This is a genomic window from Desulfobacterales bacterium (genome assembly GCA_034003325.1).
Taxonomy (GTDB): domain Bacteria; phylum Desulfobacterota; class Desulfobacteria; order Desulfobacterales; family JAFDDL01; genus JAVEYW01.
In genome coordinates this window covers 1-19,315 of sequence record JAVEYW010000020.1, presented here as the reverse complement: position 1 = coordinate 19,315, position 19,315 = coordinate 1, and the positions used below count along the sequence as shown (strand labels likewise).

At 51.5% G+C, this 19,315-nt stretch carries 15 protein-coding genes; 10 read left to right on the top strand and 5 right to left on the bottom strand.

Annotation, left to right across the window (positions count from 1 at the left end; genetic code table 11):
* The first annotated feature begins 196 nt into the window (after positions 1–196).
* Genes lepA through RBT11_17650 form a run of 3 tightly spaced genes read left to right on the top strand, consistent with a single transcriptional unit; the run spans position 197 to position 3,831 of the window.
* On the top strand, positions 197–1,993 hold the full coding sequence (gene lepA, locus RBT11_17660; protein MDX9788609.1) for a translation elongation factor 4: 1,797 nt from the start codon (positions 197–199) through the stop codon (positions 1,991–1,993).
* 23 nt (positions 1,994–2,016) lie between these two features.
* Entirely contained in the window at positions 2,017–3,303 is a 1,287-nt protein-coding gene (locus tag RBT11_17655) for a 3-isopropylmalate dehydratase large subunit (GenBank protein ID MDX9788608.1), read from the top strand.
* A gap of 3 nt (positions 3,304–3,306) precedes the next feature.
* Complete coding sequence (locus RBT11_17650) at positions 3,307–3,831, top strand: 3-isopropylmalate dehydratase small subunit (protein ID MDX9788607.1); 525 nt, start codon at positions 3,307–3,309, stop codon at positions 3,829–3,831.
* Here RBT11_17650 and RBT11_17645 read toward each other — a convergent pair.
* Together RBT11_17645 and RBT11_17640 are read right to left on the bottom strand one after the other, a co-directional pair.
* Entirely contained in the window at positions 3,828–4,355 is a 528-nt protein-coding gene (locus tag RBT11_17645) for a cob(I)yrinic acid a,c-diamide adenosyltransferase (GenBank protein MDX9788606.1), read from the bottom strand. The genes RBT11_17650 and RBT11_17645 overlap by 4 nt on opposite strands.
* A gap of 44 nt (positions 4,356–4,399) precedes the next feature.
* Positions 4,400–5,485, bottom strand: coding sequence for a hypothetical protein (locus RBT11_17640; GenBank protein ID MDX9788605.1), 1,086 nt, complete (start codon positions 5,483–5,485; stop codon positions 4,400–4,402).
* Between the two features lie 195 nt (positions 5,486–5,680).
* On the opposite strand from RBT11_17640, the gene RBT11_17635 reads away from it, so the two are divergent.
* Together RBT11_17635 and RBT11_17630 are read left to right on the top strand one after the other, a co-directional pair.
* Positions 5,681–6,088, top strand: a complete 408-nt coding sequence (locus RBT11_17635; GenBank protein MDX9788604.1) for a hypothetical protein — start codon at positions 5,681–5,683, stop codon at positions 6,086–6,088.
* Positions 6,089–6,103: 15 nt separating this feature from the next.
* The gene (locus RBT11_17630) at positions 6,104–6,298 is read left to right on the top strand and encodes a twin-arginine translocase TatA/TatE family subunit (GenBank protein ID MDX9788603.1); all 195 of its coding nucleotides are present in this window, start codon (positions 6,104–6,106) and stop codon (positions 6,296–6,298) included.
* A 54-nt stretch (positions 6,299–6,352) separates the two neighbouring features.
* On the opposite strand, the gene RBT11_17625 is transcribed toward RBT11_17630, so the two are convergent.
* The 3 genes from RBT11_17625 to RBT11_17615 all read right to left on the bottom strand — a co-directional run bounded on the left by RBT11_17625 (position 6,353) and on the right by RBT11_17615 (position 10,106).
* Positions 6,353–8,287: a PAS domain S-box protein gene (locus RBT11_17625; GenBank protein ID MDX9788602.1), complete on the bottom strand. Its 1,935-nt coding sequence runs from the start codon at positions 8,285–8,287 to the stop codon at positions 6,353–6,355.
* 119 nt (positions 8,288–8,406) lie between these two features.
* Positions 8,407–8,838 carry a single-stranded DNA-binding protein gene (locus RBT11_17620; GenBank protein MDX9788601.1) on the bottom strand — a complete coding sequence of 144 codons (432 nt, stop codon included), beginning with the start codon at positions 8,836–8,838 and terminating at the stop codon, positions 8,407–8,409.
* Positions 8,839–8,909: 71 nt separating this feature from the next.
* The gene (locus RBT11_17615; GenBank protein MDX9788600.1) at positions 8,910–10,106 is read right to left on the bottom strand and encodes a DUF362 domain-containing protein; all 1,197 of its coding nucleotides are present in this window, start codon (positions 10,104–10,106) and stop codon (positions 8,910–8,912) included.
* Positions 10,107–10,204: 98 nt separating this feature from the next.
* On the opposite strand from RBT11_17615, the gene RBT11_17610 reads away from it, so the two are divergent.
* The 5 genes from RBT11_17610 to RBT11_17590 all read left to right on the top strand — a co-directional run bounded on the left by RBT11_17610 (position 10,205) and on the right by RBT11_17590 (position 19,121).
* A complete protein-coding gene (locus tag RBT11_17610; GenBank protein MDX9788599.1) occupies positions 10,205–11,446 on the top strand; it encodes an RNA methyltransferase in 1,242 nt (413 codons plus the stop codon).
* A gap of 307 nt (positions 11,447–11,753) precedes the next feature.
* Positions 11,754–14,525 carry a UPF0182 family protein gene (locus RBT11_17605; GenBank protein MDX9788598.1) on the top strand — a complete coding sequence of 924 codons (2,772 nt, stop codon included), beginning with the start codon at positions 11,754–11,756 and terminating at the stop codon, positions 14,523–14,525.
* Between the two features lie 261 nt (positions 14,526–14,786).
* Positions 14,787–16,139, top strand: a complete 1,353-nt coding sequence (locus RBT11_17600) for a sigma 54-interacting transcriptional regulator (GenBank protein MDX9788597.1) — start codon at positions 14,787–14,789, stop codon at positions 16,137–16,139.
* 169 nt (positions 16,140–16,308) lie between these two features.
* Positions 16,309–17,673 carry a Trk system potassium transporter TrkA gene (gene trkA, locus RBT11_17595; GenBank protein MDX9788596.1) on the top strand — a complete coding sequence of 455 codons (1,365 nt, stop codon included), beginning with the start codon at positions 16,309–16,311 and terminating at the stop codon, positions 17,671–17,673.
* Positions 17,673–19,121, top strand: coding sequence for a TrkH family potassium uptake protein (locus tag RBT11_17590; protein ID MDX9788595.1), 1,449 nt, complete (start codon positions 17,673–17,675; stop codon positions 19,119–19,121). Before trkA ends, RBT11_17590 begins: the two co-directional genes overlap by 1 nt.
* Positions 19,122–19,315 lie beyond the last annotated feature (194 nt).

Sequence of the window (19,315 nt, the reverse complement as noted above, 5' to 3'; positions counted from 1 at the left end):
TCGGTTGATACCCTGATATCGTCATGAAGTGCCGGGTTGACATCTTTCAAATCGATCTGATAGAAGAGCCTTCTTCCCTAATTTTGTTAAATATACCCTATGGGAAGGCCTGTCAACTCACTTTTGGCGCGGCAACGCGTCGGCAGGCCTGTTTTTATTATATAAATTACCAACGGTGGTGCCCGGTGCAGTCGTTATGAAACACATCCGCAACTTCAGTATTATCGCCCATATCGATCACGGTAAATCAACCCTCTCGGATCGGCTGATTCAGGCGACCCATATGGTTTCCGACCGGGATTTTAAAAATCAGATACTCGACAGCATGGATATCGAGCGGGAACGGGGCATCACGATCAAAAGTCAGACGGTCTGCCTGCCATACGCCGCTGCGGACGGACAGACCTATACGTTGAACCTCATCGACACGCCTGGGCATGTGGATTTCTCTTATGAGGTTTCCAGGGCGTTGGCATCCTGCGAAGGCGCGCTGTTGCTGATTGACGCCAGTCAGGGCGTGGAGGCGCAGACCCTTGCCAATTTATTTCTGGCCATGGAACACAATCTTGAAATCATTCCGGTGATCAATAAAATCGATCTGCCGTCCGCTGATATCGAGCGGGTGAAACATCAGATTGAAGAGGATCTGGGACTTGATCCGGAAGCCGCCATTTGTGTTTCGGCCAAGGAAGGCACGGGGGTTCCCGATATACTCGAAGGCGTGGTTCGCAAGCTGCCGCCGCCCGTGGGCGATGTGACGGCGCCGCTTAAAGCGCTCATTTTCGATTCCCATTACGATTCGTTTCGGGGAACCATCGTTCATGTGCGTGTGATCGATGGCGAACTCAAAGCCGGTGACACCATTATGTTTATGTGGAATCGGGCCGTCCATCGGGTAGAGGAAGTGGGGCTTTTTCAAATTGTGCGGGTGCCTCAAAAAACCCTTTCGGCCGGGCAGGTGGGCTATCTGATCGCCGGCATCAAAACCGTCAGTGACACCCGGTGCGGGGATACGGTCACCTTGGCCAAAAGGCCTTGCGAAAAGCCGCTTTCCGGCTTTAAAGAGGCAAAACCGGTTGTGTTTTCATCCATTTACCCGGTTGCATCGGATGCGTATTCAGATCTTGCCGAGAGTTTGGAGAAACTGAAATTAAATGATTCCGCTCTGATTTATGAAAAAGACAGCTCTGCGGCCCTCGGGTTCGGCTTTCGGTGCGGATTCTTGGGACTTTTGCACCTGGAAGTCGTTCAGGAGCGGCTGGAGCGGGAGTTTGACCTCTCGCTTATCCTAACGGCGCCATCGGTACAGTATAAGCTGTTGATGAAGGACGGCACCACCCAAATTATCGACAACCCGGCGCTTTATCCGGATCCGATGCTGATTGAAAATACGCAGGAGCCTTTTATTCGCGCGGCCATTATTGTGCCGGACCGGTATATGGGCGCGGTCATGAAGCTTTGCCTTGACAAGCGCGGCATCAGCGTCAACTATCAGTATCTGACCAGCAACCGGCTGGAAATGATATTTGAAATACCGCTCGCGGAAGTTATCTATGATTTTTACGACAAGTTAAAATCGATTACGCAGGGCTACGGCTCTTTTGATTACGAAATCAAGGATTATCGAGATTCGGACCTCGTCAAGGCTGACATTTTACTAAACGGCGAACGAGTGGACGCGCTGTCCATGCTGGTTCACCGAGACCGGGCGGTACAGCGCGCCCGAAATGCTTGCGAACGATTAAAAGAAGAGATTCCCCGACAGATGTTTAAGATCGCCATTCAGGGCGCTATCGGCGGCAATATCATTTCGCGGGAAACCATCTCTCCGCTTCGAAAAGATGTTACGGCCAAATGTTATGGGGGTGATATCACCCGGAAACGAAAGCTTTTGGAAAAACAGAAAAAAGGGAAAAAGCGGATGAAAATGGTCGGCAAGGTGATGATTCCTCAATCCGCGTTTCTATCGGTACTCAAAACGGACACGGATTAACATGAATAATTAAGGAAAATTCCATGGGAAAAACGATTGCTCAAAAAATATTTGATACCCATCATGTCGATAATCCGGCGGGCGATATTCATGTCATTCGGCTCGATGCCGTATTATGCCATGAAATTACCACCCCGACCGCCATTGATGATCTCATTCGCCGGGGAAAGGACCGGGTGTTTGATTCAAATAAAATCAAGGCCGTCATTGATCACGTCACCCCGGCCAAGGATTCAAAGACCGCGCTACAGGGCAAAATGTTGCGGGATTGGGCGCGTCGGCAGGGAATCAGTGATTTTTTTGATATCGGCCAAAACGGCGTCTGCCATGCCCTGTTTCCGGAAAAAGGGTTTATTCGGCCCGGATTCACCGTGATTATGGGGGACTCCCACACGTGCACGCACGGGGCCTTTGGTGCGTTTGCTGCGGGCGTGGGCACCACCGATCTGGAAGTGGGAATTTTAAAAGGCGTGTGTGCGTTTCGCTATCCTGAAACCATCAAGGTAACCATCCGCGGCACCTTGAAAGCGGGTGTTTTTGCCAAAGATGTTATTTTGGCCCTTATCGGCAAACTCGGCGTCAACGGCGCCACGAACAAGGTCATCGAGTTTGACGGACCGGTTGTGGCGGCGATGAGCATGGAGGCCCGAATGACGCTGTGCAATATGGCTATCGAGGCCGGCGGCACTTGCGGCATTTGTGCGCCGGACATGACCACGGTGGACTACCTCTGGGAATTTATTCAGAATGAGGTTGCATCAAAGGAAGCGGCGCTGGCCGCGTTTCAGGTGTTCTGCGCGGACCCGGATGCGCCCTATGAAGCGCAAATCGAGTTGAATGTCAGTGGGTTGTCTCCGCAGGCAACCTTCGGCTTTAAACCGGACAATGTCAAACCGGTGAGTGAACTGGCCGGAACGCCGATCGACCAGGTTTATATCGGTTCTTGCACCAATGGCAGAATTGAAGATCTGCGGGTTGCGGCCCAGGTATTGAGCGGCAACACCATTGCGAAGACGGTGCGGGGAATTGTCTCTCCGGCCACGCCGAAAATCTTTCAGCAGGCCATGGCGGAAGGCATTCTCGAGATCTTCATGAATGCCGGATTTTGTGTCACCAACCCCACTTGCGGGGCCTGCCTCGGCATGAGCAACGGGGTCTTGGCGGAAGGCGAGGTGTGCGCGTCCACCACGAACCGGAATTTTAACGGCCGTATGGGAAAAGGCGGCATGGTGCACCTGATGAGCCCGGCAACGGCGGCCGCATCCGCCATCGCTGGCCATATTACCAATTCAGACCTGTTTAAAGGATAAGCCATGAAAAATTTCAGCGGAAAAGTGCTGTTTCTCGATCGCTCCGATATCAATACGGATGAAATCATACCGGCCAAATATCTGACGGAAATTTCCAAGGAGGCCTTAAAGCCGTATTTGCTGGAAGATCTTACCCTTGAAGGGTTTGATCAGAAACAGGACATTGCCGACTCCCGGGTGGTGCTTACCCGGGAAAATTTCGGCTGCGGTTCTTCCCGGGAACATGCGCCCTGGGCACTGGAGGTCAACGACATTTTTCTGGTGATCGGCGTCAGCTTTGCCCGAATTTTTCGCCAGAACATGTTCAATTGCGGCATGATGGCGGTTGAACTACCGAAAGAGACCATCAATCGTCTTTTTACCGTATTCTCCGGAAAAGACACCACGGTCACAACGAATTTTGAAGCCGGCACCTTTGTTTTTCACGCCGGCGGCACCACGGAAACCGTTACCTTCTCCATTTCCGATTACGATCGGGCGCTGGTCAAGGCCGGCGGCTGGGTGGAGTATGCGGATGCCAACTATTAGTATTCGATGCCTTTTCTGGCTTGAATACCCTTGTCGTAATAATGCCGGATGCTTTTCGCCTCGGTGATGAGATCGGCTTGGTCCAGAAATTCCCGAGGGGCTCGGCGGCCGGTTAAAATCAACTCCAGATGGGCCGGCCGCAGGGCGAAAAGCGGCATTACTTCCGAAACGCTGAGAAGTCCGAACCAGACCGCCACATTGATTTCATCCAGGACAACGATATCATAGTCCCCCGACAGCATGGCCGCTTGGGCCTGACGCAGCCCCTCTTTTGCCTGATCGATATGGGATTGCGTGACCTCTTCTTTGCGAATACAACAATCACCGCCATATTGCTGGATGGTGATTTGGGGTATTCGTGCCAAGGTGGTCAGCTCTCCGTAAGGCATTCCCTTCATGAACTGCGCGATATAGGTTTTCATGCCGTGGCCCGCCGCGCGGATCGCCACCCCTAAGGCCGCCGTTGTCTTTCCCTTGCCGTCCCCCGTATAGACGTGAACATACCCTTTTTGTTTTTCCATCATATGGCATCTTCTTTCTCATTGCATGGCCGGTTGTTGGCTTCGCTCTATTTTGACGGAGCTTTCGTTTTTCGAATTTGTTGCGATACCGCCCGGGTCAATGACAATACCTTTTTGGCATGGGCCAAGCTGAGGGAACCGGTACCGCAACTCGGGGTGATAAAGGACTGCGCCAGCAGGGTTTCGCGACTGATCCCGCATGCCTCAATGCGCCGGACCTTTTCCCACCAGGAAGCCGTCAGCGTTTCGACGGTTTCCTTATCAATGTCTTCCGCGTTGGCCGTCGGCACGATGCCCCAGGCAAGCAGACCACCTCTTTGAAGATAGCCCCGCAGCGGGCCTTCATAAAGAATCAGCTTATCAAAATAGGCGTACGCGTCAAAACTGATCACATCCGTGGCGGATTCGAGCAATAAGGACCAGTCCGCATTGGCGCAGACATGAATACCGGCCACGGCGCCCTCCTTATGGACGGCTTCGATCACTTCTGCAAAGCAGGTTGAAATATCTTCCCTGGAGATGCTGATAAAGGCCGAAGAGCCGTATCCGGCAAGCGCCGGTTCGTCGAAGAAAATCACCACGGGTTTTCCGAATTGCTTGAGCTGTTGCGCCTGCCAGCGCGCTTTCATGGCAATGAGTTTGACCGCGGCATCCCGAAGCTGATCATTATAAAAAATAGCCCGCCCTGCTGCATCACACACACCGGTGGCAAACGTAATCGGACCCGTGATCTGGCCTTTTACGGCAAGCGGCAAGGGCTCACGGTCCTTAATTCGATCCAACAGCACAAAAAATCCCTTTGCGGTATCCGGCTGCAAGGCGAAGCGCGATGATGCGCAGATCCGTTCTGCCTCGGATTCCGCCATGAATGCCTCATAAAACGCCAAAGCTTCTGTTTCATAGCGGTCACCTTGTGCGTCAATGAAAAGCCGTCCTTTATCTTCCGTAAGTCCCGGCATGCCCGGCAGAAACTGGGCCATCATGCCTTCTTCCCGGAAGGCGGGAAGCTGAACCCAAAGCGGAATTTCAGGGGTATGGGCCAACACCAGTTCCGTGGCGGCCAAGTGATCGTTCATGGGAATGCTGCCGATGAGAACCGGAAGGCAGTTCGGGTAAAATCCGTATCCGGACATAGCGTTTCCTTTCTATAACCTGCGTGTCGAAGGTGACACGTTATTAACATGGCCTGGCCGGTATTACAATCAATCCGCAGGCGGATTTCCAATTTTGACGCTCGGCAAATGGTTTGACAGTCATACGGCCCGGTGGTATTGTGACAGCCGAAATCAACCAGAATCGCAAGCAAATTCTTATCCGGGTGGTGGGATTTGGCGGAAATCATATCCATAGGGGACAAACGGCTTCTTTCCGACAAAGAAAAAGCGGAGCGAGTAAAAAAGCGCAAGATTCATGCGGTTCAACAAGTGATTCAGTGTACACATTGTCGGATCAAATGCGAAAAATGTGGAATTCATGTCGACACGGCGGAACGGGATGAGATCGGCGCCGAAAAGCTATTGCGTGTTCCCTATCGCTTTTGTTTTAGTTGCGCTGAGGAATATATTGATTATATTGAGCGCCTAAAAGGCGGGGGGGATTCGGATTGTTATTGGCACAACGAGGTGTGGATGAAAAGCTGGCAAGCATGGATCGAGTATAAAAGCGCGCTTGATCAACATACCAAATCAAAAGAATTTTTACGGTTGCTAAGGGATCTCGAGGAAAGCAACCCGTAAGGAATGGGAGCGGATATGTTTGGAATTGGAATGCCTGAATTAATTATTATTCTGGTAATAATCCTGATTATTTTCGGTGCGGGCAAATTGCCTGAAATTGGTGCGGGAATGGGCAAAGCCATTAAAAATTTTAAAAAAGCCACGAATGAGACGGAGAATAAACCGACCGAAAAGATAGATCGAAAATCCGATTCCGATGCATCTGATTGACGAAAAAGCGGAATCAATGACGCGCTCGGCTGATAACCGAAGGCAACCCCGACATTATTCGGCAATCGGTACGGCGTTGTGAAGCGCTTCGGCCAACTGCGTCATGTTAAAGGGCTTTTGAATGAATCCGATCGCACCGCATTTCAACAAGTCCGACACCTTCCCATTGATACTATAACCACTTGAAATAATTATTTTTAAGTTTTGATCAAGCCCCATCAACTGATTGAGTGTCTCCTCCCCGCTCATCTCCGGCATGATCATATCCAGAATGACCAGATCGATGATTTCCCTATTTTCCGAATAGAGGTTAACGGCGGCTTGTCCCGATGCTGCGGTCAAGACGGTGTAACCGAGCCGGCGAATCATCTGCTCCCCGATTTCAATGATGATTTCTTCATCATCGACCAGCAAAATGCCCCTGCGGCTCTTTATTGTTTTTGTTGATGGTGTCCTTTCTTTTGGCCTTTCCAGATCTTCCGCGGGCAGATACACCGACATGGTGGTTCCGCGCCCTTTTTCGCTGCATACATTTATAAAACCGCCATGATGTCGAATGATGCCATAGGCGGATGCGAGTCCCAATCCGGTGCCTTTTCCCAAATTTCGGGTCGTAAAAAAGGGTTCGAAAATACGCTGTTTCGTGCCGGGGTCCATTCCCACGCCGGTGTCCGTTATGGATATTCGAATGAATTTTCCGGGGCCGATTTCCAGCGGCTTGTTATCCAAGGGGGTGATTTGAACATTTTCCGCTTTAACGGTCAGCGTGCCACCGTCCGGCATGGCTTGCGACGCATTGATATAAATGTTGAGCAGCACCTGGCGGATTTGCGCGGGGTCAACCTTTGCCGGCCAAAGATTTTCCGAGAGCGTCACCCGAACGGTCAGGTCTTTTCGGGTGCGGGCGAACATGTCGGCTTCTTTTCGAATCAGACCGGATAAGTCGGTGAGCAGAAGTTCGTAATTTCCCCCTCTGGCAAAACCGAGCAACTGGTGTGTGAGGTTGGCCGCCCGACGAATATGGGCCTCTATTTTTTTCAGGTGCTCATACGAGGCTTCCCCCTGGTTTGCATCCAGAAGCAACAGAGAGACTCTGCCCTGTATTCCCATTAATAAATTATTGAAATCATGGGCAATACCGCCAGCAAGCGTCCCGATAGCCTTCATTTTATGCGCCTGAAGCAGTTGCTCTTCCAATCGTTTAATATACGTAATGTCCTGAATTTGAATCGTGAAAAAAAGAGGGGTTTCATCCGTTTTTCTTAGCAAAGACAGCGCGGTGATGCCCCAGATGATCGCCCCTTTTTTGTCGAGATACCGTTTTTCAAACTGGCTTGAATGAAGGTCTCCTTTAAGGATTAGCTCCCGTTTTTGAATCCATGCGTACACATCATCCGGATGCATTAGGTCTTTAAACGATTTTTCCGCCAATTCCTTTTTCGAATATCCGAACAGATCGCACATGGCCCGGTTGGCCTGTATCGCGCCGCCTTTAATTTCTTCAAGGCAAATAGGATTGGGCGCAAATTCAAAAAGAGATCGGAATTGCGCTTCGCTGTTTTGTCTCGCCGCTTCCGCGCGTCGATGTTCGGTGATATCCAGAACAACGACAGAGAGGTTGTCCATCGAATCCGTCGGGTCTGTCGGGCTGCAACGCAAAAGGATCTCCACGCCGAGACCGTCTTTCCTGCGCCATCTGGTTTCCACACTGCCTCGCGCATTGGTTTGAAGCTGTTGCATGATTTCCCGGCTAACCCGCTCATATTCTTTTCGGTCAAAATAAAGCGATCGTTCCGTCATTCCGATCAGTTCTTCCCGAGAGTAACCGGTAATGAGGCATAACGGGTCATTGGCCCGAACGAATTTCCGGTTTGAACTCAGTCCGAGTCCAATCGGCGCCGCGGCAAATATACGCAACAGCGCCGCCTCGTTTTGTTCCAAAATGATCACGCGCTGCGCCAGTTCCTCATAAGTAGGGGGTTGCATCATGAAGATCCTTTTCTCGGCAAAGCGCTTCGTTTTCTTTTGTTCTGGAAAGGCAAAAGGGGGATAACCGTCTATCTCCCTTTTGCGAAAGCTTTTTTTGTAGATTGATATAAAAAAACAATTCAGAATGGAATATCATCTTCGGGTGCTTCTGGGAAGTGCGATGGGGGGAGTTGCTGGCCGTAATCGTTGCCCGCTGGTCTCCCGGCGTTGCCGGTGCCTTCTTTACGATCCAGCATTTGCATATTGAGGGCTTCAATTTCAGTCATATACCGGGTAATGCCATCCTTTTCCCAGGATCGCGTCTGCAGCCTTCCTTCGATATAAACCATTGAGCCTTTGGACAGGTATTTGCCGCAAGTCTCGGCGAGTTTCCGGAAAGCGACGATCTTATGCCACTCCGTTTTTTCCTTTTTTTCACCGGTGTCTTTATCTTTCCAGGTGTCAGATGTGGCGATGCTGAAATTACAAACCGCGTCTCCGCTCGGGAAATATTTGATTTCCGGATCCCTGCCCAATCGCCCCACTAGAATAACCTTGTTTATTCCTGCCATAGCGTTCACCCTTTCCTTTCATGTAGAGAGTCCGAGAAGTTAGAAACAAATACAAAAATGCCGGACGAATGTCAACGTGATTGCCCGGCGGTCGGATCATTATCGCAACGACGGGAACCGCCCGAATGCATGTGGTGCATTCGTGCCCGCAGCCTGGCGCCGGCAGCAGTGAGGTGCCGAAGCAGCTTTCCGGCCGGCGTTTCCCGTGTACTCAGAGCGCCTTCCTTGCAAATTTCAACACAGCAGTAGCACCGAATGCAGCGATCATAATCGAATTGAAGTTGCTGGCGGTGAATTTGAATGGCACCGGCCGGGCAATGCCGGTGGCATTTGCCGCACAGGCTGCATGCGGCTGAATTTACGACCGGGCGCTGAACCCAATGCCTTCGCATGAATTTGCGAAACAGCTTCGGTCCGAATTCCAGGGGCGCGATGACCGGGAACTGAAAACCGGTTACCATTGGCGCGTCCCCGAGGGTTAGAATGATATCGGGAACCAGCTCTAGGGCTTTGGCCGCTTGATGGGTCGGCACGGTATCCGGCGTTGTGCCGAGCATTCGGCAGATTGCCGCATCAACGGCAAACGGATTATTCCCGCCGATCAGCACGCCGATGGGCCGGGGGGTTCCGCTTTTTCCGGGTCCCTGCCCTTCCAATGCCAGAATTCCGTCCACCAAGGTCACGGCGGGATGAACTGTTTGGCAAATCTGCACGAGAAGGCGGGCAAAAAGATTACGGTCCACACCGACGCGCATGTGCCACTCGGTTTTTTTGAGCCCCACCACGCAGCCGAAGAGATTTTTTACCCCGAGCGTTAAACGCATCTGGACATGGGACTTTAATTTAGCGATATTGATGATCAGATCGGCATCCGCTACATCGGCGCATAGATCAATTCGGCCGAAGGGCGGGCCGATATCGATTTTCGTTGAGACAGTAAACGGCGCGATCGTGACGTCAAGGTCGCTCAATGCCTGGTGATATTCGCCATCTTTTAGTATTTTTTCAAAGGACCCGATGCCCGGACTGTCGCCGATGCGGCAGTGGCCGCCTTTTTGCAGAACATAGTCAGCGGCGGCGCGCACGACGAGCGGATGGGCGCAGATGGCCCGTTCGGGACGCGACGCCATGAGCAAATTGGGTTTGATCAAAACCCGCATGCCGGGCTGTAAGGAGTTGCCCAGCAGCGCGTCGAGCATCTCAGCCACGATTGATGTTAAGGCGGCGTCATAACGCGCTTTTTTAAAAATTACAGTTGCGGGTGCCATCGCTTCTCTTTTTGGTTCAGCCCGTGAACACAAAGGGGGAGTGGCGCGCCTTCCACCGCCATGCGGGTGATAAGAACGAATTTCAAAAGACATAAAATATGACGACTTTCCTATCAGAGCAGCCTTCCCAAAGCAATGACCATTTGCCGCCGCTGCCGCCCCCGGCCCTGACCCGGCGGATCAAACGACATGTGGTGGGCGAGGCGCATTTATTTTTTGCCATCTGTGCGCCTGGCATGGAGTCGATTTGTGCGGATGAGCTTTTGGAACTCGGCATGGACAGGGAAAATCTGCGTATCCTTCCGGGCGGGGTTGAATTCACCGGTCGCCTGCCGGATTGCTTTTTATTCCATTTGCATTCCCGCATCGCCACGCGGATCCTGATGCGGATAGGCGAATTTAAAGCCACCGGTTTTGCGGCGCTGGAAAAAAAAGGGGCGGAAATTCCCTGGGAGCTTTTTATATATCCCGGATTTACCGTTGAGATAAGCGTTACCGCCAAACAGTCCCGCCTGAACCACACGGGCGCGATTGCGGAGCGAATCGAGCGGGGGGTATTCACTCGCCTTGGCAGCAGCCGGAATCGGGAACATGCGCTTTTTAGCCAACGCATTTTTGTTCGGGCGGTTGAGGATCGGTTTACCCTGTCCCTCGATGCTTCCGGCGAACCGCTTTATAAACGGGGACTAAAAACCCATGGCGGAAGCGCACCCTTACGGGAAACCAGTGCTGCAGCCATTTTACGGATAGCCGGTTACAGACCGGATCTAACCTTGCTCGATCCCATGTGCGGCTCAGGCACCTTTTCCCTGGAAGCTGCCCTGATGGCACGAAACATTCCGCCCGGCTGGTTCAGAGCCTTTGCCTTTATGGGATGGCCCGCCTTTCGAGAGCAGCAATGGGCTTACCTGCGCAGGAAAGCGCAAGCTCAGGTTTTTGACGGGAAAACAGCGCCCATCATGGCGTCGGATATTTCTATATCTGCTTGTCGCCGTTTGACCGAATGCCTGTCCACCCATGATCTGCTGAATATGGTTCAGGTGCGTCCTATGGATTTTTTTGATATGTCGCCGGCAACCCTGCCTGGGATGGGGGAAAACAACGGGCCTGGCGTGATCGTCTTGAATCCGCCCTATGGCAGGCGACTGGGAAGCATCCAGGAGAGCGCGGCGTTGCTCGGAAAGATCGGCCAAAAATTAAAGGCCGATTTTAAGGGGTGGCGGTTTGCCCTGCTATCACCGGTTGCCGCGGTTGATCGCCGGTTTCCTTTACCCTTTACACCGCGTCCGTTTCATCATGGGGGATTAACATTGACCCTTATGACGGGGAAAATAAAATAGGCCTTGAATATCGTTTCGGCCAATTTTCCACGGCCGGGAGGCTGCGCCGGGGTGTTTTTGGAAGAGCGGCAGGCTGTTTGCGCGACAGCGAGTTCCTGCCGGTCTGGAAAAAACACCCCGGCGTGGCCGAAACCATGATCATGGCCATAAAAAGAGGTGACGGGAAAAACCTTGCGGCCCAATATCGACAAGATACGCGCCATGAAATTTCTGGAAACCTTTATTCGAATGTGGGATTATTAACCGTGTTACACGGAAGCCGGTTTTGCCGGAAGCTTTTTATGTTCGTTCAGAGGGGTTGACGAAAATGGATCATAAGGATGGCAGAATGGGGTGGGTGAGGCGAAGGTTGGGAACAGTTGTCGGCGTATTTTTCTTGCTGGGCGCTCTTTTGTTGATCAGCAGTTTCTTTACCATCGACTTTTTGGTGGATTACTGGTGGTTTGACTCACTGGGGTACGCCTTTTATTTCCTACAGCGGCTGCTCTATCGTTACTTGGTGTTTCTGATCGTCACCGCGCTCTTTTTCTTCATTTTCTTTTTCAACTTTTGGATGGCTTCGCGGTATCTGGGCACCGGCAGTACCCCTGCGGAAGAATCCAAACCGCGGACCAAGACCTATCGACATGTGTTGGAGATGTTCCGCACCGGGTCCATGCTTGTTTATATTCCCGTTTCCCTGATTCTGGCCATTGTGATCGCATTGCCGTTATTTGAGCATTGGGAGGCCTTTCTCCTGTTTGTTTTCGGACCTCAAGCCGCTATTCCGGATCCGGTATACGGAAAAGACATCAGTTACTACCTTTTTTCATTTCCGATTTATTCGTTGCTTCAAAGGCGAATCGTCATCTCCTTCGCCGTTTTGTCGGCCGGTGTTTTTTTCCTCTATTGGCTGGAGCGCCGGTTACTCAAAGCACAGGAACAGGGGCTTCCAAAGGGAGCCACCTTCCACGTCTGCTTTCTGGTCCTTTGCGTTTTCGGGATAGAAATATGGGATTTTTTCCTGCAGCGCTACGGCTTACTTTATACCGCCATTTACGAACCGCTCTTCTCGGGACCGGGATACGCCGAGATGCGCGTCATTCTGCCTTTCCTATATGCGAGCATTTTTCTGCTGGCCGTTACGGCGATTTCGGCCGCCTATTTTGTTCTGACGCGAAAGGGAATCAAGGTCGTCATTGTTTCAGCGGTTCTCTTTTCACTGGCATTGGGCGCGCGTTATTCGGGAATACTTCCAAAAGCCGCCAATGATTACTGGGTCAATCCCAATGCCATCTCCAAACAAACCCCTTATCTCATGAACAATATAGACGCCACACTGTCCGCCTACAATTTGAAGCGTGTCGAGATGCGTCAAGTCACTCCCGCGGTGGTTCCCGAAGGCATTGACGAGAAGATGGTTCAGGGAATTTTTCGAAACATTCCCGTTTGGGACGGAGAGCTCCTGAATGACGTTTACGAGCAGTTACAGGAGCTGCGCACCTATTATGATTTTGATAAGGTCGATGTCAGTCACTACAACGTTCGGGGCAATAATCAGCAGGTTTTTCTGGCCGTCCGGGAGATGAACACTGCCGAACTGCCCAAGGGCGCCCGAAACTGGGTGAACGACCACCTGGTGTACACCCATGGATATGGCGCGGTGATGACCCCCGCCGGGCAGGGGGGGGATGAGCCGATGACCTGGTTTCTCAAAGGAATCCCGCTCGAGTCGGAGTTCGGCTTCAAAATCGAGCAACCGGCGGTATATTTCGGCATGCTGAATAACTATCCTTATGTGATCGTTCCGAACGATGCGGGAGAATTCGGTTATCCGAAGGGGGATGCCAATGTTACGGAAGCCTATGAGGGATCAAAGGGCGTGTTTATCAATTCCGCCTTGAGAAAGTTGATGTTTGCCTATTTTCTGAAAGATTCGGACGTCTTTTTTACCACAAAGACCAATAAAAAAAGCAGAATTCTTTTTCGGCGCAACATACAGGAGCGGATTCGAACGATTACGCCTTATATAGTGCTGGACCGTGATCCTTATGCCGTTGTTACAAAAAGCAATCTGTACTGGATGCAGGATGGCTACACAACCTCTCAATTCTACCCCAATTCGGCCACTCATGGATCTGGCGCCAACCGGTTGAATTATATTAGAAATTCAGTCAAGGTGGTGGTCAATGCATATGACGGAACCGTGAATTATTATATTTTTGACACGCAAGACCCCGTCATCAATGCCTATCGACGAATGTATCCCGGACTTTTCAAGGATGCCGGTCAGATGCCGCCGGAACTGCGGTCTCAGGTGCGCTATCCGAAGGATCTTTTTGATATACAGATGGTCATCTATGCCAAATATCACCAAACGGATCCCGCGGTCTTTTACCAGCAGGAGGATATCTGGGAAGTCGGTATTCCCGAGCTTGGTTCCGAAAAACAACAGGCGACCCGATCCTATTACCTCACGCTCGACATGATCGAGCCCAATCGCTTTGATTTTGTTCTGGTATCTCCGATTATGCCCAAGGGTCGCGCCAACTTGAGAGCAATGGCGCTGGCGGGGTCCGACGCGTCGAGTTACGGGAAATTGATTATTTACAGCTTTCCGAAAGGAGAGCTGGTTTATGGACCCGCGCAGATTAATTCCCTCATCAACCAGGACACGATGGTGTCCCAGCAGCTGACTTTGTGGGACCAGGTGGGCTCTCAGGTGGCGCGCGGCAATATGATCATTTTTCCCATCGGAAGGATGCTCATCTACATTCAACCCGTTTATCTTAAGTCGTCGACGACCTTGAAGATCCCAGAATTGAAGCGGCTGATCATGACGCAGGGGCAGGTGGTTGTCATGGAGAAATCGCTGGAGGAAGCCTTCACCAAAATGATTGAGCGGGTAAAGGCGGAAACGGGAAGAATCGATCGGCGCTTTGCGCCGTTGAGTTCGGAGCCCGAACCGTCAACGCCTCCGCCGGCTGTGGCACCACCGGTGACGCCTCCAGCCGAAGCCATTCAGCCAGGTAACATTACCGGTGTTTTAAAACTTCCAGATCACACGGTGATAGGGGTAGGAAGAGCCGGTTCCGGTTGAGCACCCGGCGCCTCTCCCCCCACGAACCGTGCGTGCAGTATTTCCCGCACACGGCACTCCGGTCGGCAGGTCACCTCCGAAAGGGTGGTGCGTGTTATGGCGTTTTGGGTTCTTGATGCAACCAAACCGAAAAGCATGTCTCATGCCAAGGTTGCATGCGATTGCCCTGCAAAAGTGCCGGTGCGGATTTGACTTTGAGCGGTGTTTCATGTAGCATTGCGCTATTTTTATACCTTTTTTAAACACCTGATCACGGAAATCATGACAGAGTCATCCATCCATAACCTTATCACCAACCGCGAAAATTTAGAACGCGTGCTGGATAATCTTAAAGAAGGGATCATCGCCCATGATCTGAACCGGCGAATTTTTTTCTTCAACAAAGAGGCGGAACGAGTTACGGGCTTCCGTCGCGAAGATGTCCTCGGGCTTGATTGCCATGAGGCTTTCGGTCACCCCTTTTGCGGGGGACAGTGCAGCTTTTTAAATACCAAACCGATCCCGGAGGATTATCGGGAATATCGGATAAACATCACTACCCGATCCGGTGAAACCCGCCGGCTGGAAATGTCCGTTACGCTTATGAACAATGAAGAAGGGCGGGCATTCGGCGTTCTTGCCTCCTTTCGAGATTTGACGGACTTGTTAAACCTCAGGCTGGAAACCGGTAAAATCACGCGGTTTGATCACATTATCGGCCAAGACAGCCAAATGCTTCAAATTTATAAGCAAATTCAAGAGCTCGCAGAATACAGCTTCCCGGTGCATATCTATGGGGAAACTGGAACCGGAAAAGAGCTGGTTGCCAATGCGATTCACAATGAAAGTATCCGAGCGGGGGCGCCGTTTGTGCCGATCAATTGCGGTGCCTTGCCGGAAGGGCTCATTGAAAGTGAGCTTTTCGGCCATGTCAAAGGTGCGTTTTCAGGCGCCATTCGGGATAAAAAAGGTCGTCTTGAATTGGCGGACGGCGGCACGGTGTTTCTGGATGAAGTGGCCGATTTGCCCAAGCCCATGCAGGTGAAGCTATTGCGGTTTTTGCAGGAAGGTACTTTTGAGAAGGTGGGCGGTGAGGAGACCAAAACGATCAATGTACGTGTAATCAGCGCCACCAACCGAGTTTTAAAAAAGGAGGTTCAGCGCCATCACTTCAGAGAAGATCTCTATTATCGCCTCAACGTCATTCCCATTCATATCCCGCCGCTTCGGGAAAGGAAAAACGATATCCCCCTGCTGATAGATCATTTTTTGGAGGAGGCGGCTGAGCGCCACGGTCATCCGCGTCATCGGGTATCAAAATCGGCGCTGGTGGTAATGCTCGACTACCCGTGGCCGGGCAATATTCGCGAGCTTCAAAACGCTGTGCAATTCGCCATTGTGCGATGTGATGACGGCACCATTCGGCCGGATAATCTGCCCTTGGAACTCAGACAATTTCAGGCACCGGCATGCCGTCCGGGTCCCACCTCTAAACTGAATCCGGAAATGGTTCATATTGCTCTCCAAACCGCGGGCGGTAATAAAGCAAAGGCCGCCAAGGCGCTCGGTGTCGGTCGGGCAACGCTTTATCGCTTTCTCGATGCGCATCCGGAGATCCAGGACAGCCTTCCTTAATGCTGGCCAGGCCGGGTGGCTGATGGGCCTACTCGCGCCAAGTGTTTTTCTTCAGAACGGCATCGCGTTTGACACCGGAACATGCCTATAGTATCTGTCTTTCATGTCTGCTGTTGCGTGTTATCCTGATTGGCCATCATGAGTATTACCCGTTTAAGGAGCCAATTCGTTGAAGATTATCATCATTGGTGCCGGCGAAGTCGGCTTTCATATTGCGAGCCGGTTATCGCTCGAAAATAAAGATGTCGTTCTGATCGACAAAAACCAGGCAGCTGTTCAAAGGGTGTCTGAAAGCATCGATGTGCAAGTCATCGTCGGTTCCGGCAGCAGCCCGGTCGTCTTGGAGGGAGCCGGTATCAAGGAGGCGGAAATTCTGCTTGCCGTTACCGATAGTGATGAAACCAATCTGGTGGCCTGCCTGACAGCCAGTCTCATCTCCCCTTCCACTCGAAAACTGGCCCGAATTCGCAATGCCGATTTCGACAAATATCATGATATCTTCAGAGACCAACCCCCTTATATTAACACGGTCATTAATCCTGAAATCGAGGTGGTTAAAACCATAGACCAGTTGCTCAGCGTACCCGGTGCTTCCGATGTAGGCGCATTCGCGGACGGCCGATTAAAGCTGATCGGCATCCGCCTCAAGGAACCGGCAGCGTTTGCCGGCAAAACATTAGCTCAACTTCCCGATATAATGGGTGATTACCGACTGCTGATTACCGCCATCATTCGAAATGAGGTGTTGACCATTCCCCGGGGCAATGACCGGTTGGAAGCGGGGGATCTCGTCTATTTCATTTGCGAAGCAGATAAACTATCAGAAACACTTGGTCTCTTTAACGAGCAGGCCGGTCAGATCAAACGGGTTATCATTGTCGGCGGCGGCCGTATCGGGTATCGCTTGGCCGCCTTGCTTGAAGAAAAGTCCGTATTCACCAAAATTATAGAGAAAAGCCCTATTCGCTGTGCCGAGTTGGCTGAAAAACTCAATCGCACCGTGGTCTTGCAAGGCGATGGATCAGACCACGGGTTGCTGCTTGAGGAAAATATCAGCGAGATGGACGCCATGGTGACCCTTACGGGCGAAGAAGAGACAAATATTCTCGCCGCCCTGCTGGCTCGAAAAATGGGGGTGAGCAAAACGATCGTTAAAATTAATAAATTTAGTTATTTATCGTTAATGCCAACCATTGGATTGGATCAAGTGGTCAGCCCGAGGCTATCGGCCATCAATACCATCCTGCAACACATTCGCCGGGGAAAGGTGCTTTCGGCCATTTCCATCATGGGGGAGCAAGCCGAGGTCCTTGAGGCTGTTGCCATGGAAACATCAGATATTGTTGGGAAACCACTCCGTAATAGTCATATGCCAAAAGGATCTTTGGTCGTAAGCATCATGCGGGGAGACAAGGTGATCATCCCTTCCGGAGAGAGTGTGATCGAGCCGGACGATCGCATTATCGTGTTTGCCAGACGGGACGCCATTCCCAAGATCGAAAAAATCCTCTCCGTAAAACTGGAATATTTTTGATGCGTTGGCCCTATATTTTAAAAACCGTCGGCATTCTGACCCTCTTTTTCGGTTTGACCATGTGTTGCCCGATTCTATGCAGCCTGTTTTTTGAGGATTTGAGTCTGATGCCGACCCTTTACGGCATGGGCGTTACGGTTGTGTCCGGCGGACTGCTGGTTCTTTTATTCAGATCTCCTCGCACGGACTACATCAGTCAGCGAGAGGGGATGGCCATTGTCGCCCTGGGATGGGCGCTTATCGGGCTTTTTGGCGCCCTTCCGTTTTATTTTTCACCTTATTTCAACACCTTCACGGATGCTGCATTCGAATCCATGTCCGGCTTCACCACCACGGGCGCTTCGGTGCTCACCAACATCGAGGAGATACCGCAGGGGTTGTTGTTTTGGCGCAGTTTCATTCAGTGGCTCGGCGGAATGGGGATCATCGTTCTGGGAATCGCCATTTTGCCGTTCCTGGGGGTTGGTGGCATGCAACTATACAAAGCGGAAGTACCTAGCCCCGTTCCGGACAAACTCAAACCGAGAATCAGGGATACTGCCATGGTTCTCTGGAAGGTTTACGCGATTTTCAGCGTGGCCCAGATTGCCTTGCTGGTCATCGGCGGCATGAGCTTTTTCGATGCCATGTGCCACACCTTCACCACGCTTCCCACCGGCGGGTTTTCAACGAAGAACGCCTCTATCGCCCACTATGACAGCGTCTATATTGATGGGGTCATTCTCCTTTTCATGTTTCTGGCAGGCATTAATTTTTCTCTCCATTACCAGATGTTAAAAGGCAAGCCCCTTGCATTCTGGCGCGATTCGGAATGCCGGTTCTATTGTGCCCTGGTGATGCTCCTGATTTTAGTGGTCAGCATGGATGTCTATGGACCCGCCTATCAAAGCCTTGGCCAGGCGTTTCGGTATGGTTCTTTTCAAGTGGTCTCTATTCTTACCACCACGGGTTTTGCAACGGCCGATTATGAAAAATGGCCGGCACTAAGCCAATTGATTCTCCTGCTGTCCATGTTTATCGGCGCTTCTGCCGGTTCCACGGGCGGCGGCATGAAATGCCTCAGGGTTATGCTTTATTTCAAATATTGCTATAAAGAGCTGTTTTCCATGATTCATCCCAGGGCCGTGCGCCATGTCAAAATCGGCGGCACTGCCGTACCGGAAGGGGTTGTGCGAAGCGTTTTAGGGTTTCTCGGACTCTATGTCGGATTGTTCGCCCTCTCGTCCGTCCTGCTGGCGGGAATGGGGGTTGATTTCGTCACCTCGTTTGCCGCCGTGGCTGCCACCATCGGAAACATCGGTCCGGGCTTCGGCATGGTCGGTCCCGTAGAAAATTACGCCCAAATCCCGACACTCGGCAAATGGCTGCTCGTCTGGTGCATGTTGCTGGGGCGGCTTGAGATTTATACGCTCATTATTTTCCTGGTTCCCGAATTCTGGCGAAAATAGCCCCGTCTTAATGACTTGAAAGAATTAAACCCAAATTATGGCAACCGCCATCTTTTTTATCTTTTTTATGTTAGCAACAAATAGAAATGTCCGCTTTTGTAGCAAGTAAACTGTCCACTTTGCAATGTATATAGGAAACTAACCAAAGTAGCTGGGAAATCCCGTAGGCCCAAAATATCCGGAGGGATTTTCCC

What these genes read in the sequence shown, in the direction of transcription:
- RBT11_17615 (MDX9788600.1), bottom strand. Translation starts at nt 10,106, where the DNA reads ATGGCACCCGCAACTGTAATTTTTAAAAAAGCGCGTTATGACGCCGCC.
- RBT11_17645 (MDX9788606.1), bottom strand. Translation starts at nt 4,355, where the DNA reads ATGATGGAAAAACAAAAAGGGTATGTTCACGTCTATACGGGGGACGGC.
- RBT11_17610 (MDX9788599.1), top strand. Translation starts at nt 10,205, where the DNA reads ATGACGACTTTCCTATCAGAGCAGCCTTCCCAAAGCAATGACCATTTG.
- RBT11_17620 (MDX9788601.1), bottom strand. Translation starts at nt 8,838, where the DNA reads ATGGCAGGAATAAACAAGGTTATTCTAGTGGGGCGATTGGGCAGGGAT.
- RBT11_17650 (MDX9788607.1), top strand. Translation starts at nt 3,307, where the DNA reads ATGAAAAATTTCAGCGGAAAAGTGCTGTTTCTCGATCGCTCCGATATC.
- RBT11_17640 (MDX9788605.1), bottom strand. Translation starts at nt 5,485, where the DNA reads ATGTCCGGATACGGATTTTACCCGAACTGCCTTCCGGTTCTCATCGGC.
- RBT11_17655 (MDX9788608.1), top strand. Translation starts at nt 2,017, where the DNA reads ATGGGAAAAACGATTGCTCAAAAAATATTTGATACCCATCATGTCGAT.
- RBT11_17590 (MDX9788595.1), top strand. Translation starts at nt 17,673, where the DNA reads ATGCGTTGGCCCTATATTTTAAAAACCGTCGGCATTCTGACCCTCTTT.
- lepA (MDX9788609.1), top strand. Translation starts at nt 197, where the DNA reads ATGAAACACATCCGCAACTTCAGTATTATCGCCCATATCGATCACGGT.
- RBT11_17600 (MDX9788597.1), top strand. Translation starts at nt 14,787, where the DNA reads ATGACAGAGTCATCCATCCATAACCTTATCACCAACCGCGAAAATTTA.
- RBT11_17630 (MDX9788603.1), top strand. Translation starts at nt 6,104, where the DNA reads ATGTTTGGAATTGGAATGCCTGAATTAATTATTATTCTGGTAATAATC.
- RBT11_17605 (MDX9788598.1), top strand. Translation starts at nt 11,754, where the DNA reads ATGGATCATAAGGATGGCAGAATGGGGTGGGTGAGGCGAAGGTTGGGA.
- RBT11_17625 (MDX9788602.1), bottom strand. Translation starts at nt 8,287, where the DNA reads ATGATGCAACCCCCTACTTATGAGGAACTGGCGCAGCGCGTGATCATT.